Genomic DNA, 13864 nt, shown 5'->3' with positions numbered 1-13864 from the left:
AAAAGAGCCTTGTCATTCGTCGGATTTGCCGCTCGCCAGTGTCTGCAGGTCGGCCAGATAGTCCGATAAATTCGCGCGGGCCTTTTGCTGAGCCTCGTCATATGCGGACGCCAACTGCTCGCCCAAGTCCTTCATGGTCCGCTCGACGCTGTTCTGATGCTTGCTGATCACTTGCCCGTACTGGCGCGCGTGATCGAGCCATGCAGAGGCAGCGCGCTGTTGCGCGTCGTCGCCGTTGCCAGCCTCGCTCAGCGCCCGCTGCCACGACGCCATGATTTGCTGGAGTTGATCACGGGCCGGGACTTCGGCCTCTTCCAGTTGCTGGCGGCTACGGCCGTAGAGTTCCTGCGTGCGCGCCGCATATTGCTGCGCCAGCTCAAACCCTTTCAGGCAGTAGTTCGAATAGGCATTTTCAGCACTCATGGCGAGCTCCCGCGATCGTGGGCCCTCTGACGGCTCAGGCGCAGAACGTCGCTTGGAAGCGACTTCGTCGGACGCGCGACTTCTACGTCGGACCATGCCGGCCCTCCCGAAAAAACCAGTCGGAGGCAGCGTTGCCGAACGGTCTCGTCTGTCGGTTCCAAGACAAACAGAATCTTGATCGGCCTCCAAATCGGACGGCTTCACTACGCTCCAGCGGCTCGCATCTGCGCCGCCAAAGCAATTTAAAGATTGCAACACCAATCGTCAACAGATTTATTTTGACCTATATTATTAATTAAGATTGTTGTATAAAGAAATACTGCAAAAATTTCCCGTAAACGCTCTGACTGAAGTCAGGCGCCACTAGTTGCTATTTTCCAATCATACACTTCGCCAGAAAATTTTTGGCCAAGCGTGACGTTCTTGGCGTCAACGTCGCGGTTTGGGTCCACTGGCAGCAAGTCCAGCAATCCATCCAGTAACGGCTGCGAGGTACTCCGGGTTCGGTGGCAGATCCTGGCGGTAACGCTCCGGCGTCGACGCTTCGGGCTCGAGGCGGAACAGATGGTCGGCGTTGTGGATTTCCTTGTATGTGGAGCGGATGTTGTGGCTGCGGGCGGCGCGGTGCAGCGCTTTGGCATCACGGTCGGCCGATGTCTGTATGTCTTTATCGCCGTGCAAGATCAGCATCGAACAGCGGACGGCTGCAACCGCCGCGCATGGATCGGCATCGAGGACGGCTGGATCGGTGAGCGGTCTCAGGCCCCCGAGCCGCAGTTCCGTGCCATCTGTCCTTGCCTCCCGGTCGAGCCACTGCCGTAGCGCGGCGTCCCGCTTGCCGGCCTCTTCCTCCGACACCTGCAGGCGCGCGCTCTCGCGTGCATTCTGTTCCATCAGGATATCGCGCAACGGCCTGCCCGGGGGCGCAAGCAGGATCAGGCCGGCCGGCGCCAGGGCCGGGTCGGCCGACAACAGCTGCAGGATCACGAGGGCGCCCAGGCTATGACCGGCTGCGAAAAGATGCAGGGCATCGACGTCGGCGCGCGCGGCGAGCCAGCGCCAGGCGGCGGCGGCATCGGCCAGCCGCGTCGCGCCCAAGGGGCGGTCGGCTTTGCCGAATCCGGTTTTGCCTGCTCCGCGCGCATCTATCGCCAAGCTGGCTACGCCGACTTGCGCGAGCGCATCCATCGTCTCCAGTGTCTTCAGGCGCATGCCGGGCGCACCGCCCCAGCGGGTGATGGAGCCCGATCCATTTAGGAACAGGCAGGCCGGACAAGGCCCGGCGGGTTCGCGGCGGTGCACGAACAGGCCGTGCAGCGTGATATCCTCGCTCTCGATCGTAATTTCTTCGCGGTCGATGCCAGGGGGAGGCGGTGGTGGTTCGATGCTTTCCTCGGCGCCGCGAAGGGTCTCGATCGGCACCGCGTGGAACACCGGCGCGCCCGCCCGCCCGACAAGCGTTCCCTGCTCGTCCATTCGCACAGCGGAGACCAGGGCGCCACTGGTGCTCATGTTGAGCCGTATGCCGATCGACGTCTCCCAGTCCAGCGTTCCAGCCGGCGCGACCTCGATCTCGCGCACTGCCAGCGCTTCGGGCGAAAAGTAGTGAAGTTTCCGCGGACCTTCATCGCGATCGAACGCGGCAAGAGAGCGCGAAAGCTGCAGAAGTAAATTCTGCTGAAGTACGAGGTCGGGCGCAACAGTCAGCGCCAACTCATGCTCGTTGCCGTCACGCAAGGTCAGCAGCGCGCGGTTCTGGCCGAAAACGGCGCGGTGAAGCACGGCGCCGGATGAAAACAGCGAATAGTTCGCAACCTTGCCGTCATCACCGATTTCAATGATTGCCGCTTCTTGAACGGGCTTGGGCCCGCCAACCTTTTCGGCGTGCGTGGTCCAGTGATATTCGTCGACGGTTGACGAAACGCGCCGCCGCGCCTGTTCGACGAAGAGTTCGCCGCGAAGCAAAATTTGGAAACCCTCCATGAGAGGCAAATCGATCGGTTTCATCGCGGCGGCTCAGGTCACCGCCGCTTCGTCTTGCCGGACAAAGCGCATTGATGGCGCCGCCATATCCACGTGCTCGGCATCCTGGCTCGTGTCGGCGGGGACTTGGATCGCCAGCGCAAGGTAGAGATCGTCCTCCTGGAGCACGAGGTCGTTTTGGATGAAGCCTTGCACCGTTTTGGCCACGGCTCCCTCGTCCCATGCGCGATCGGGTGCAACGCCGCGCAAATTGGCGGTGAGGGAAGCAATGGATTGAATGCTGTCGAGGCCAAGATAGATGAGCCGATCGTCTCCGACCAATATGTAAGGGCGAACCGGGTGATCCGGCCGTAGGTCGATGATCGTTACCAGATCGGTGCCGACGATAGCGCTCAATGCAGCGTGCCGGTGCTCCTGCTTCCAATCCTGCGCCTCGCGCCAGGCGCGATTGATCCCCTCCAGCGTCCGCGCGTCGGAGGTGCCACGGTAGGTGAAGAAATAGGCGATGCGCGCCCGTGCATCTGGTGACACTCCCGGATAGCAAAGGTCATAGGATGGGCATGGCTTGATGCCGGAAAGCCCGAAATCGTCCGGCCGGTCGAACATCGGCGAGAATCGGTCCAGCCGAAACGCAGCGAAGGACGACGGCGGGGTCAGGTGGCGTATCGACCGCATGAATCGGATAGCTTCCTCGTAGTCCTCCGGCCGTTCCCCAGGAAAGCCGCAGAGAACGTTCCAGGTGACCAGCATCTTGTGCTGGCGGACCCATTTCAAGGTCTGCACATTCTGGATACCGCGAATGCCCTTGTCCATGAGTTTGAGCACATGCGTGTTCAGGTGCTCGATTCCGGGCTGCATCCAGGTCGTTCCCAGACGCCTGAGAATCCCGATCTGCTCCTTCTTGAGGTTTGCCTTGGTCTCGTAGAACAGTTGCAGCTTGGTGCCATCCTCCACCAGGGAAGGGAACACCGTCGTGAAGTAGCGCATGTCGACAATGTTGTCGGTCGCAAAAAAGGTATGAATCCCCGTGCTGTCGCGCAGATGGCGGAATTCGGCCAGCGCGCGGTCCGCCGACTTCGCACGGTAGCCGATACCGAGGCCGTTGAGGCCGCAAAAGGTGCAGTGGTGTTTTTCGCCCCACCAGCATCCGCGCGAGGTTTCGATGGTCAGCTCCGGTTCGATGAATTGCGGGGCTGTGGACCGCTCGAACGCGGCGAGGAAATCGCTGTGATCGGGAAAGGGGAGGCTGTCCATGTCGCGGATCGCGGCTTGGGGCACCAGGCTCTCGACCGTTTCGCCTCCCGCACCGCGATAGACGAGGCCGCCAATGGTGGACATGTCCGCGTCGTTGCGAACGGCCTCGATCAACTGCGGGAAACTCGTATCGGACTCGCCGCGGCAAACCGCATCGATGAAGGTGAAGCTGCGATGCAGTTCAAGCCCCATCTCACCCTCGCAATTGGCGCCGCCGAACACGACATGGAGGTTTGGCGCGCGCGCCTTGAGTGCCTTGGCCATGGCGAGGCTTGCGAGGTTCTGCTGAAAGGTGCTTGAGAAACCGACAATGTCGACGTCTTGAAGGTCGATCGTTTCCGCCAGATCGTCGATATACTGGGGAGCCTGCTCTCGTGCGTAGCGGATCTGGCCTAGGAAGGCATTGGGGTAGTAATCGCCCGGCGTGGTTCTGGCATACGTATCGAAGGCCTCGTCGGGTAGCGCGTCGCATCTCCAGAGTGCGCGGCTGAACACCCATTCCCCGGGCAGGTCATGCGTCGGAGCGCTTTGCGCGATCCGCTGATAGAGCGGAAAGCCGATGCGGTCGGCAAAGCGGTGATTGGCGTAGAATATGTCGCATGCAATGCCTTGCTGCCGCAGACGTGCGGCAAACAGGCTCACGCCCAGCGCCGGCCGTTCGATCGGCAGGAACGGCATCACGCACAACAGCACTTTCGAACGAGCGGCCATCTTGTCTTTTCGCATCGGCGGCCTCCAGGCCTACTGTGTTCGCCGTTCCAGTTCGGCGAGGCGGACTTCAAGCCGCGACAGGCTCGCCAGCCGGCTCTCCAGAACCGAAGTGCGCGCGGCGAGAGGCTTGATCGCGTTGCTAACCGTGCTTCCAGACCGGAAGGAACCGGTGACGGCGATCGCCGTTACCGCAACCGCCACTGCCACGGCTTCGGCAATGATCGCCACGTCGACGTCGACATATGCAAACGCCCCGGCCAGATCGGTCGGGTTGGCGATACCGACTTCAGGATGATGCGCAAGGATGTATTCGCGCAGCCGGTCGAGTTCCTTGCGGCTATAAAGCTCGGCCACGTGAGGGTCGAAGAACAGCCGGATTATGGCCTTCTCGCGGTCGCCAAGCGCAATCGTCTGGTCGGCGTCCACGCCATAGGTCCGCAATACCGTTCCGGGATGATCGCAGAAACTGTCGAGCACACTGCGATCGGCAGCGATGTCGTCGCGCAGGCGAGCCAAGCCGACCGGCGGAGTAGCCGTTACAAATTCCCGCAACAGTTCCCTTTGCCGCATGCCAGCCCTCCAGTGTCCATATGGACGAAGAGACGGGATGAACGCGATGGCGCCCACCCCGGTGATGCCGCGTCAGCGAATGCGCTGCTCGAGACGGGTGACCTTCGCATCGAGCTTGTCGACAAGATTGACCCGAGCCTCGAGCGCCGCCACCTTGGCGCTGAGAATTCCCGCCTCGGCTTCGATCGTTGCCAGCTTGGAAAACCTGTCGGCCGCACCTGCTACAACGATCGCCGCGACGGCCACGGCAACGGCGACGACCTCGACCTCGATCGCCACGTCGAAATCCGCGACCGCCACTGCGTGTGTGTCGCCGGGATTGGTGATCACAATTTCCTTGTACTTGTCCGTGATGTGCGCGCGCAGGTCGTCGATCTTGCCGTTATTGTACAATTCGATGACGCGGGGATCGGAGAACATCCGGATCATCGCCTTTTCACGGTCGCCGAGCTTGATGTCGCCGCTCACCGCAAGGCCGTGATCCTTCAGCACGGCTGATGGTTTGTCGACGAATTTCTCGAGTAGGCTCGGGTCGGACGCGAGTCTTTCTGACAGGTTCCGGACTTTTTCCGGAGGGTTATCGGTGACGAGTTTTCTGATGAGATCGCTATCGTGCATGATTCATGGCCTCCTGCCGGGATGAGGCGATTGGCGCATGCCGGTTGGACTGTTCCGGCCATTCTGCCTCGGGTTTTTGATGAGCCAGCCGATAACGGTAAAGGACGTCGTCGCGCCGCTCGCGCCAATGGTGGGCAAGCACGTCGCGCACCAATGCATCGTCATAGAGCGCGCGGCATGCGTCACAGTGATGATTGAAACGATTCTCCCAGTCGATGCGTGGATCGATCGTGGAAGCCCAGGCGAGTATGTGCTCCGGCCCCTCTACCGCGAGCCATATCTTGAGGAAATCGTTGCCGGCGGCTTCCGCGAGTTCCACGAGCGTTGCCTCTTCAAGCGATCCGATCTGCATTTCGGGAATCTGTTCGCGCGTCAAACCGCAGCAGGCGCCGACCTCGCCGCGCGGATTGACCACCATCGTGTCCAGCACGCTTTCGCACGGGGCGCGGCGGTGAATGTTCAGGTGGTTCGTCAGGCTGGCGGGGCCATGCCGCACGGAATCGCGATCCTCCATCGCCATCCAGGGACTGTCGAACACAATGAGGTTGGGATGGTCGCGGATCGCCGCCATCGCCGGGTGAGAGAGCAGTCCCTGGGCATGAAAAGTCCGGTCCATCTCGCGTTCCACCACGACGACGGCATTCATGCCGAGCCCGATCGCGGCCGCTGCGCCATAGGCGATGCGCTCGACCGGCACGAACTGCTGATGATGATCGCCGGTGCTCAAGTTGATTTCACGCAGACCCGCCCTGTAGAGCGGCTCGAGGCGTGCATGCGCGGCTTGCGCCGACTTCGCCCAATAGCCGTTGGTGACACACCGGCTGGCGAGCCCTCGCTCGGTGCAGCGCGCAACCGCCACGACAAGCTCATCTTCCAGCATGAAGCATTCGCCGCCGGAGAAGACCACAAGCTTCATCGATGCCATCTCCGCTGCTTGCTCAATGGCATCGAGCATGCGCGATAGCGGCAGTTTCTCCGCGATCCCGGGATGCGACGCGAAGCAGCAGTTCTCGCAGGCCGCCGTGCATTGGTAGGACGTCAGCAAGGTCAGTGTGGTTGGTTTCCTGCCGGCAGTCATGCGTTGCCCTCCCGCATCTGTCTCAGGACCGGGTCGAACAGGGCGAAATAGGCCGGCTGTGCCTCGGACGCGCCAGCTATCACCAGGGCGATGCGCGCAATCAGCGGACCTGCATCGAGCACGGTCTGGTCGGACGGCTGGCCGGCCCAGCGCCCGCGCGCGCTCGGCCGCGTCGGGATTGCCGGGTTTGCATCGGGCCGCAGCATGTGGGCAAGGCCGGCCGGAATCAGCACATCGCGAATTCCGGCCTGGGTGCGGCAAACCTCGGACATCACCGCCTTCCACGGCGCGCTGTAGAGCGCCAGCATCATCAACGCGTCGGCGATATCCAGGCGGTCCAGTCCGTCGACGGCCGTCCGCGCTTCATCCGCCACCTGAGCTGGGTCACAATCCAGCATTTCGGCGACCGCCTCATTGGCGAACACCGTAGCCAGCAAGGCCTCGAGACGGCAGCGCCGGTCGACAATGCTCCAGAACAGCCGCTGGGCAAGCGGCCGGCGCGGGATGGGAAAGCCTACGCAAAGCAGCCGCCGGACATGGTGCCGCTCGCTGTCCTCGATTGCACCCAACGCGTCAAGCGGTGCCTCGACCGCGCTGAGGACGGCGCGATCACTGAGCAGACTGGACATGAGCCGCGAGACCGAATGGCGGGCAGGGATCAGCGTATCCTTGTCGGCGCCGCCGATATCGATGATCAGCGGTTCGCGCCCCGGCTTTCTTTTCAGTTGCAGATTGATCCGCTCGCGCCCGCCTGCAGCAAGGACGATCTCCATCTGCACCGTTTCGTGGCGTGGGCTCGCAACATGCAGCCTGAAATGGCCGGGCGGCAAAGCCCTGAACAGCAAACCGTCGAAGGCGCGGGCATAGCGAAGGATGCGCCAGGTGCGTCCGCTGTCGATATGGGTCAGCACCGGGAACATGTTTCCTTGTGGAAGCCGTCCGTGCTCGTCGCGTATTTCCAGCTCAAGACAGCACGCGACCGTCGACGATGTCGCTTGGTCAACCGGAGAAAGCATGCTCATGGGACGCCGCTCCTGCCGCATCGATATAGCCATCGACGCTCCGAAAATCCGTCATTACCCAGAGTTATAATCGCCAAACAAACTATAAATTCGATGGAGAAGAATATATCTATCAGATATTCAAAAAATACCCATCGCCGACTAAATATCAGCGCAGATATCGACCACTGTTCCAGATTTTTTTATCATATGTTACTTATATTAGATTTTCAAGTGATCCGGTGGAACATTTTCATACCTTCCGTCGAAGCAGCTAGTCGCCGGCTGGCGTCCAGAAAGTCGACCGCGGCCACGCTTTCATCATCACGCTCAGCCAGCTCCGGCGGCCTCGATCCGCTCCCGGCCGAAATTTCATCCTTCTCGAGAAATCGCTTGAGCAGCCAGTGATCGAGACGGGCATCGACTTCCTTCGCGCACAAGCCTTTCGTGGCCGCGACGCAGGCGTCGCAAATCGAGGCGTAGCCGTCAGGGGCGCAGGAGCGCTCAGGACTCATTTCCGCAATCGCCTCATGAAGTGCGCGCGGACCGAACTGATTTATGAACCGGAAATGCGTCCGCATTCGCATCTCGTCGAACAGATCCGCGAGCGAACGCTCACGGACGTTGCCGACCGTGAAGCTTGCGATCTTGCCGCCGGCGCAGCAGCACGCCTGAAAACTGCCGTCGGGGTAGATGACCGGTCGGTTCACCACTTCTTGGCAGGGCGTGTACGAGTAGGTGGCAAGTTCCGAGCGGTAGTGCTCTTCCGGGTATTCGGCGGCGCGTCCGAGGCCGACAAGCCTGCCGAACGAGAGATTGACCATGTGTGTCAATTCGGACGGCACGGTATCGGTAGCCACCTGCCTGATGAATTCGTCCTCGTCGAAGAGGCGGATCTTCTCGGTGGGTATGCCATAGAGTTGCGAGAACAGGGCGACAGGATCGCCCGGCATGTTGAGGACCGTGTTGACGATGACCGGAAAGCCTGCCTCCCAGGCGATCTCGATTGCGCGACGGAAAACCTCGGCAGGAAGGAATTCCAGGTGATATTTGTCGGCACTGAAGTTGAGGGAATCAAGCCCGGCGAGCTGCAGCCGGTAGAGAATGCGCCGACCGGTGGCTTGATTGCGACCCCAAAAACCGTTGGTGATCACGCGTGTCGCAAATCCCAGCAGGTTGGCCACGCTCAGCAGACGCTCCAGGTGGTGCGGGTACATCATCGGCTCGCCGCCGGTGAAGACGATCGTCGCCGGCTTGGGATCGAGTGAGACCGCCTCAGTGATGCAGCGCTCCGCCAATTCCATGGCCATGCTGTCGAAATTGTCCGGGCCGGAAAGGATGCCGCAATGGCGGCATGCGATCGGGCAGCGGTGCGTGAACATGATTCCCAGTTCGAGCGGGCGTTGAACGTCATTGCCGGTCGCGTTCATGGTGCGACCTCGCGGCGACGGGGCTGCGCCGTCTTTGCCGTCGCCGCCCGCAGCCCGGCGTTCGACCAGACACCGCTGCCGGCTGCGCCCAAGAGCGTCGCGAGCGCGGCAAGCTCCTCGAGCCCGCCTTGATAGCCTTCCTCGCCATCGAGCGGCTCCTCGATGATCTCAAAGCGGCCGTAGTCGAACGGCACGCCGGGGGCACGCTCGACCAGACGGATCCGCTCGCGCAGGCCCTGTCCCGCGAGCGTCAATGCCCGGTGGTGGCAAAACGGGTTGTTGCCGGGGCGCCCGAACAGCGCATGTGCCGTCCATGTGCAGCCGGCCTTGCACCGATCGGCGTGTTCGCAGGTGGCGCAGAAACCCCACAGATCGGAGCGCGTCCTTTCGCCGAGGCCGCGTATACGCTCGCTCGACCGCCACATGTCCTCGATGGTGCTGGTGCGCACCGAGCCTGCACCATAGTCGACGCTCGGCAAGGAGGGGCAGCCCTTCAATGTGCCGTCTGCTTCAAGACCCAGCGCAGCCTGGCCCGCGAGGCAACCGCTCCAGGCATGCCCGTCGGCGCCGCCGTAGCGCAGATAGGGCTCATGCGGACCGAAATAGCCGATATTGTTGCCAGGGAAGAGCTGGACGCCGCCCGGCTCCAGTACTGTCCGCTTGAGCCTTGCGAGCAGCGGCATCACGTTCAGCATATCGTAGGGTTGCAGCAGAAGGCCCGGACGGTCTGCCGCGCGGCCGAGAGCGACCGTCAGCTGCACTTGCCAGGCGCTCGCGCCGATCTCGACCAACAGTTCAGCAAGCGCCGGCAACTCCGGCAGGCTAAGCCGGTTGATCTGGGTGTTGACGCTGAGGCCGATCCGGCCAGTGGCCATGATCCGTCTCGCCGCGTCGAGTGCTGCTTCGTAGCTGCCGATGCGGCCGCGAAGGTGGTCGTGCGTAGCGCCGATGCCGTCGATCGACACGCCGATCCGCCTGATGCCGGCCGCGAGCGCTTCCTGGATGCGGAAATCATCGAGGCGATAGCCGCCCGTCACCATGGTGCAGGCCATTCCGGCCTTGGTGACCGCGCTGGCGATGTCGACCCAGTCATCCCGCAAATAGGCCTCACCGCCGATGAGAGTGACCTCGCGAACGCCAAGCGCCGCAAGCTGCTTCACGGTGTCGAGCGCCTCCTCGAGCGTCAGTTCACCAGGGCGTTCAGCGCCTGCCCGCGAACCGCAATGCCGGCATCCGAGATCGCACTTCAGCGTGATTTCCCAGACGCAGACGCGTGGTGGCTCGGACGGCCCGGACCACCAGCGCACCGTCTTCGTTGGATCGCCGTCGTAAACGTCAAGCATTGCAGCGCACCATCACTTCACACGTGAGAGAAAGGCGGCGAGCATGTCGGCGTTCACGCCCTCGATGGCAACGCCATCCGGCCCGACGATGGAGAAGCGGAGCTTCTCCTTTGGAAAGCGAGCCAGTTCGCGCAGTGACCTCAACTGCTCGACCGATGTCATGGCCAACGATCCGGCGGCCGCTACTTGCGTAGATGAGGACGTCACCACGGAGACGCCATAGATGACCACCGCCGCGGCAACCGACACGTCGATCCCGGATTTGCTGCCCGCGGCTGCCGAACCCTTCCAACCGATCACGCCGAACCGCTCCCACAACTCCCCGGCCGTCAACGTCTCAGGATTGGCCCGTGCGAACTCGTCTTGCCACTCTCGCCCTGAAAACACGTGGTCGAGTTTCTTCAGGAGATCCCGTTCGTCGATGCGCTCCGGAAGCGCCAGCACGTCGGGGTTCAGCCCCTCTTCGGACAACACGTCCTTGGGCGATCGGACAAAGCGGTGGCGAAAGTCCTTGTCCTTGCGCAATCGGTTGATGAAACTCGCCGCTTCGGTTCCCATGACAAGCTCCCTGTTCTTCACATGCTTGCGGGCGTCGGGCCGGTCAACGCAGGCGGCCGACCAGCGCCCTGATCGCTTCGATGCCGAGGCCGTGCAGTGCTCTTCCATCCGGTCCGCCGACCGCAAAACTGAGGGCCGTTCCTGGCAGCCGGGTCAAATTACGCAGCCGGCCGAGACGCGCTAACTCCACATCCATTCGGGCTGCGCTGCCCTGCGCCGTAACAAGGGATATGACGGAGGTGGTTGCCGTCGTACCGTAGATGATGCTCGTTGCTGGGGTCGACGGCGACGGGAGGCCATAGTTGACGCGGATGAAATTGAACCTGTCCCACAGTTCCTGTGCCGACGCATGGCTCAGTGTGGCTGTATCCGGCGGAGCAGAGGAAATTCGCCCGTCGATACGGCGTTCCAGCGCGTCGAAATCGATTTTGGACGGCAGGTCAAGGAGGTCTGGATCGAGCCCGCTCGCGCGAAGAACGCTACGCGGATCGTCGGCGAATGCCTGCCGGAACGCTTTGTCCCCGTGGAGCTTCTTGATGAAATCTGCATAAGGCGACACCATAGGCACCCCCTACGTTGAGCGCGTCGGCCATGCTTCTCGAAATTGTCAATCATTGGTTGCCGGCGTAATATTATTCCAGATTTGCGGCGGCAACTAAAAGATTACTACCCTAATATCAATTTTCAAGCAAGAAAAGTACGTTAGTTTACCATTTGCTAATTTAAGTAAAGAAAGCGTTTACAATCGGCCTCACATCGAACGCGAGGCCGTGTTTGACCATGCCCGTTGATCCTGACGCCGATTCGGGGCAGCATTCCCTTGCGGCGCCGCGGAGCGGCATTCCAAACAGCAAATGATCGAAAAGGGAGACCTCTCATTCGCCGAAGGCTGATAGCGCTCGTTCTGATGGTATTGAGCGGCATCGTCGCGGCACTCTTCACGTTGCCGGATGCGCGCATTGCGGTTCACTGGTCGGCGTCGGGCGAAGCGGACGTATTTGCCGGCCGCTGGGTCGCATTGCTTGGTGCGCCGACGCTGCTCGCCGTGCTGTGGATGGCTCTGCAGCTGTGGCCGAGGCGGCAGGTCGAGAGCAGGCAGGCGCCCGCCGAACCCGCAAGAAGTCCCGCGCCGGACATGGTGTGGCTCACCGGCCTTGTGCTGCTCATCCTGCTGCAGGCTTTCTTGATCTCTTCGGCGTTTGGATTCCAGACGAACCGGCTTCGGTTGATGCCGATTGTCCTGGGAGTGATCATGACCCTCGTCGGCGCGCGAATGCCGTTCCTGCAACCCAACCGATGGTTCGGGATCAGAACACCCTGGACCCTTGGGGATCGGGACGTCTGGACGAGAACCCACCGTTTCGGCGGCCTCGTCTTTCCGGCGGCCGGGATGCTCACAGCGTCGCTGCCTCTTTTCGGCTTGTCGGACGATCGCGTCGGCCCAGCCGTGCTGGTTATCCTGCTGACCGCAGCACTCGCATGTGTGGCCTATTCGTGGTGGATATCCCGGCGACTGAACGGCCAAAGGTGATACGCAATCCAAGCGTCGCGAAATCTTCCATTCGATCCTGGCTAGGCGTGGGGTGGGAGTTGAGACCCGCTGGCCTTTGCCCGCAGCCAGTCCGAGGCGCGATAGTATCGCAACATCGCAGCCGGAGCGAACGACATGAAGAAGGGTGCCCGCCGGAGCGGTTCGAGCTTCAGCGAAAGGTCTTTTTCCGGGACGCCCTTCGCCCATTCGCCGAGTATGCCGCCAAGCATGCTTCCGGTAGGCACGCCGCGACCGGATAGCCCCGTCAGCGCGACGACGCCCGGCGCGAGTTGATAGAATCGCGGGATGGTGCGCTTCTGCATGTCCAGTTCGCCGAACCAGAAATACTCCCATCTCAACTCGCTGCTGAGCTGCGGATGAAGCCAGCGCAGGCGATCGGACATGAGGCGGTGTGTGAACGCCATGTCCCTTCCGCGACGACCCATCGGGAACATCGAGGCGACGATGCGTCCCTCGGCGTTGTACTTGTAGACGAAGATGTCGCCGCGGCCATCATGCATCGTCGTGTTGCGCGGCAGGATGGTTTGGCGTTCGCTGGCGGTCAGCGGTTGGGTGGCGGCGACGAACACCCTCTGGATCTTGTAGGTCCGGTCGAGGCCGGGCCATCCGTCGACGGTGTAGGCGCCGGTCGCAAAGATGACCTTGTCGGCGACGACGGTTCCTTCGCCGGCATGCACTGCCCAGGCACCATCCTGCCGCACGACGTCGCGGACCGGTGACCCCGTGTGGATTGCGCCACCTTCCTCCATAACGGCACGGGCCAGGCCTCTTGCGTATCCCAATGGATTGAGGTGACCAGCCTCGGAATGAAACCAGCCGCCATGATATCGCGGGCTGCCGGTCATCTCCTCGGTCGCCTGTCTGTCGAGCACCCGCGTCTTGGCGCCAACGGCATTGTACTGCTGCGCCTTTGCCTCGAGCTTGGCGACGGCGCCTGGCGTAAGCGCGCCCATGACGTAGCCGTTCTGCTGCCATTCGCAATCGATGCCATAGCGCTCGATCATCCCGGCGACCTGTCCGTTGGCTCCTGTCTGCCGGGCGATCAGCCTTTCGGCCCACGGCTCGCCGAGCATGGCACGCAGTTCGGGCAGGCTGTAGTGGGTGAAGGTTGGCGTACAGTGGCCGGCATTGCGCCCAGAGCCGCCGAACCCGATCTCCTGGGCTTCGAGCAGAACCACGTCTATGCCGGCGCGGGCGAGGTCGAGTGCCGTGGTCAAACCGGTGTAGCCACCGCCGACGATGCAGACGTCCGCCCGCCTGCGTCCTTGCAGAGGGCTGGTCTCCGGCGGCGGCGCCGCGGTCGCATACCAGAGCGAGACTTCAAACGGCGAGAACCTTGCCAT

At 62.0% G+C, this 13864-nt stretch carries 13 protein-coding genes; 1 reads left to right on the top strand and 12 read right to left on the bottom strand.

Going from position 1 to position 13864, the window contains the following annotated elements; all coding sequences use genetic code 11:
• Window positions 1-12: 12 nt before the first annotated feature.
• The 11 genes from ACFFNA_RS30675 to ACFFNA_RS30625 form a co-directional block, all read right to left on the bottom strand.
• The gene (locus tag ACFFNA_RS30675; protein ID WP_378923573.1) at window positions 13-423 is read right to left on the bottom strand and encodes a hypothetical protein; all 411 of its coding nucleotides are present in this window, start codon (window positions 421-423) and stop codon (window positions 13-15) included.
• Between the two features lie 429 nt (window positions 424-852).
• Window positions 853-2430, bottom strand: coding sequence for an alpha/beta hydrolase family protein (locus ACFFNA_RS30670; RefSeq protein ID WP_378923572.1), 1578 nt, complete (start codon window positions 2428-2430; stop codon window positions 853-855).
• Between the two features lie 9 nt (window positions 2431-2439).
• Entirely contained in the window at window positions 2440-4386 is a 1947-nt protein-coding gene (locus ACFFNA_RS30665) for a RiPP maturation radical SAM C-methyltransferase (RefSeq protein ID WP_378923571.1), read from the bottom strand.
• 15 nt (window positions 4387-4401) lie between these two features.
• Entirely contained in the window at window positions 4402-4941 is a 540-nt protein-coding gene (locus tag ACFFNA_RS30660) for a hypothetical protein (protein ID WP_378923570.1), read from the bottom strand.
• A 72-nt stretch (window positions 4942-5013) separates the two neighbouring features.
• Complete coding sequence (locus tag ACFFNA_RS30655; protein ID WP_111548006.1) at window positions 5014-5559, bottom strand: hypothetical protein; 546 nt, start codon at window positions 5557-5559, stop codon at window positions 5014-5016.
• The gene (locus ACFFNA_RS30650) at window positions 5549-6514 is read right to left on the bottom strand and encodes a hypothetical protein (RefSeq protein WP_378923569.1); all 966 of its coding nucleotides are present in this window, start codon (window positions 6512-6514) and stop codon (window positions 5549-5551) included. The genes ACFFNA_RS30655 and ACFFNA_RS30650 overlap by 11 nt, the downstream gene beginning before the upstream one ends.
• A gap of 119 nt (window positions 6515-6633) precedes the next feature.
• Complete coding sequence (locus ACFFNA_RS30645; protein WP_378923568.1) at window positions 6634-7659, bottom strand: hypothetical protein; 1026 nt, start codon at window positions 7657-7659, stop codon at window positions 6634-6636.
• Between the two features lie 209 nt (window positions 7660-7868).
• Window positions 7869-9068 carry a radical SAM protein gene (locus tag ACFFNA_RS30640; protein WP_378923567.1) on the bottom strand — a complete coding sequence of 400 codons (1200 nt, stop codon included), beginning with the start codon at window positions 9066-9068 and terminating at the stop codon, window positions 7869-7871.
• A complete protein-coding gene (locus ACFFNA_RS30635; protein ID WP_378923566.1) occupies window positions 9065-10411 on the bottom strand; it encodes a radical SAM protein in 1347 nt (448 codons plus the stop codon). The genes ACFFNA_RS30640 and ACFFNA_RS30635 overlap by 4 nt, the downstream gene beginning before the upstream one ends.
• Before the next feature lie 12 nt (window positions 10412-10423).
• Complete coding sequence (locus tag ACFFNA_RS30630) at window positions 10424-10969, bottom strand: hypothetical protein (protein WP_378923565.1); 546 nt, start codon at window positions 10967-10969, stop codon at window positions 10424-10426.
• 43 nt (window positions 10970-11012) lie between these two features.
• Window positions 11013-11531, bottom strand: coding sequence for a hypothetical protein (locus ACFFNA_RS30625; RefSeq protein ID WP_378923564.1), 519 nt, complete (start codon window positions 11529-11531; stop codon window positions 11013-11015).
• A 225-nt stretch (window positions 11532-11756) separates the two neighbouring features.
• Between ACFFNA_RS30625 and ACFFNA_RS30620 the strand changes: the two genes are divergently transcribed.
• Window positions 11757-12500 carry an SdpI family protein gene (locus ACFFNA_RS30620; RefSeq protein ID WP_378923563.1) on the top strand — a complete coding sequence of 248 codons (744 nt, stop codon included), beginning with the start codon at window positions 11757-11759 and terminating at the stop codon, window positions 12498-12500.
• A 41-nt stretch (window positions 12501-12541) separates the two neighbouring features.
• On the opposite strand, the gene ACFFNA_RS30615 is transcribed toward ACFFNA_RS30620, so the two are convergent.
• A complete protein-coding gene (locus ACFFNA_RS30615; protein WP_378923562.1) occupies window positions 12542-13864 on the bottom strand; it encodes an NAD(P)/FAD-dependent oxidoreductase in 1323 nt (440 codons plus the stop codon).

This window comes from Mesorhizobium kowhaii (assembly GCF_042431665.1).
GTDB lineage: Bacteria > Pseudomonadota > Alphaproteobacteria > Rhizobiales > Rhizobiaceae > Mesorhizobium > Mesorhizobium kowhaii.
The sequence above is the reverse complement of the archived record's forward strand: the minus strand, read 5'-3'. Positions and strand labels throughout refer to the sequence as shown.

Excerpts from the sequence above, each read along its gene's own strand:
- ACFFNA_RS30675 (WP_378923573.1), bottom strand. The coding sequence starts at position 423 with ATGAGTGCTGAAAATGCCTATTCGAACTACTGCCTGAAAGGGTTTGAG.
- ACFFNA_RS30670 (WP_378923572.1), bottom strand. The coding sequence starts at position 2,430 with ATGAAACCGATCGATTTGCCTCTCATGGAGGGTTTCCAAATTTTGCTT.
- ACFFNA_RS30665 (WP_378923571.1), bottom strand. The coding sequence starts at position 4,386 with ATGCGAAAAGACAAGATGGCCGCTCGTTCGAAAGTGCTGTTGTGCGTG.
- ACFFNA_RS30660 (WP_378923570.1), bottom strand. The coding sequence starts at position 4,941 with ATGCGGCAAAGGGAACTGTTGCGGGAATTTGTAACGGCTACTCCGCCG.
- ACFFNA_RS30655 (WP_111548006.1), bottom strand. The coding sequence starts at position 5,559 with ATGCACGATAGCGATCTCATCAGAAAACTCGTCACCGATAACCCTCCG.
- ACFFNA_RS30650 (WP_378923569.1), bottom strand. The coding sequence starts at position 6,514 with ATGCTCGATGCCATTGAGCAAGCAGCGGAGATGGCATCGATGAAGCTT.
- ACFFNA_RS30645 (WP_378923568.1), bottom strand. The coding sequence starts at position 7,659 with ATGAGCATGCTTTCTCCGGTTGACCAAGCGACATCGTCGACGGTCGCG.
- ACFFNA_RS30640 (WP_378923567.1), bottom strand. The coding sequence starts at position 9,068 with ATGAACGCGACCGGCAATGACGTTCAACGCCCGCTCGAACTGGGAATC.
- ACFFNA_RS30635 (WP_378923566.1), bottom strand. The coding sequence starts at position 10,411 with ATGCTTGACGTTTACGACGGCGATCCAACGAAGACGGTGCGCTGGTGG.
- ACFFNA_RS30630 (WP_378923565.1), bottom strand. The coding sequence starts at position 10,969 with ATGGGAACCGAAGCGGCGAGTTTCATCAACCGATTGCGCAAGGACAAG.
- ACFFNA_RS30625 (WP_378923564.1), bottom strand. The coding sequence starts at position 11,531 with ATGGTGTCGCCTTATGCAGATTTCATCAAGAAGCTCCACGGGGACAAA.
- ACFFNA_RS30615 (WP_378923562.1), bottom strand. The coding sequence starts at position 13,864 with ATGGCAAGGTTCTCGCCGTTTGAAGTCTCGCTCTGGTATGCGACCGCG.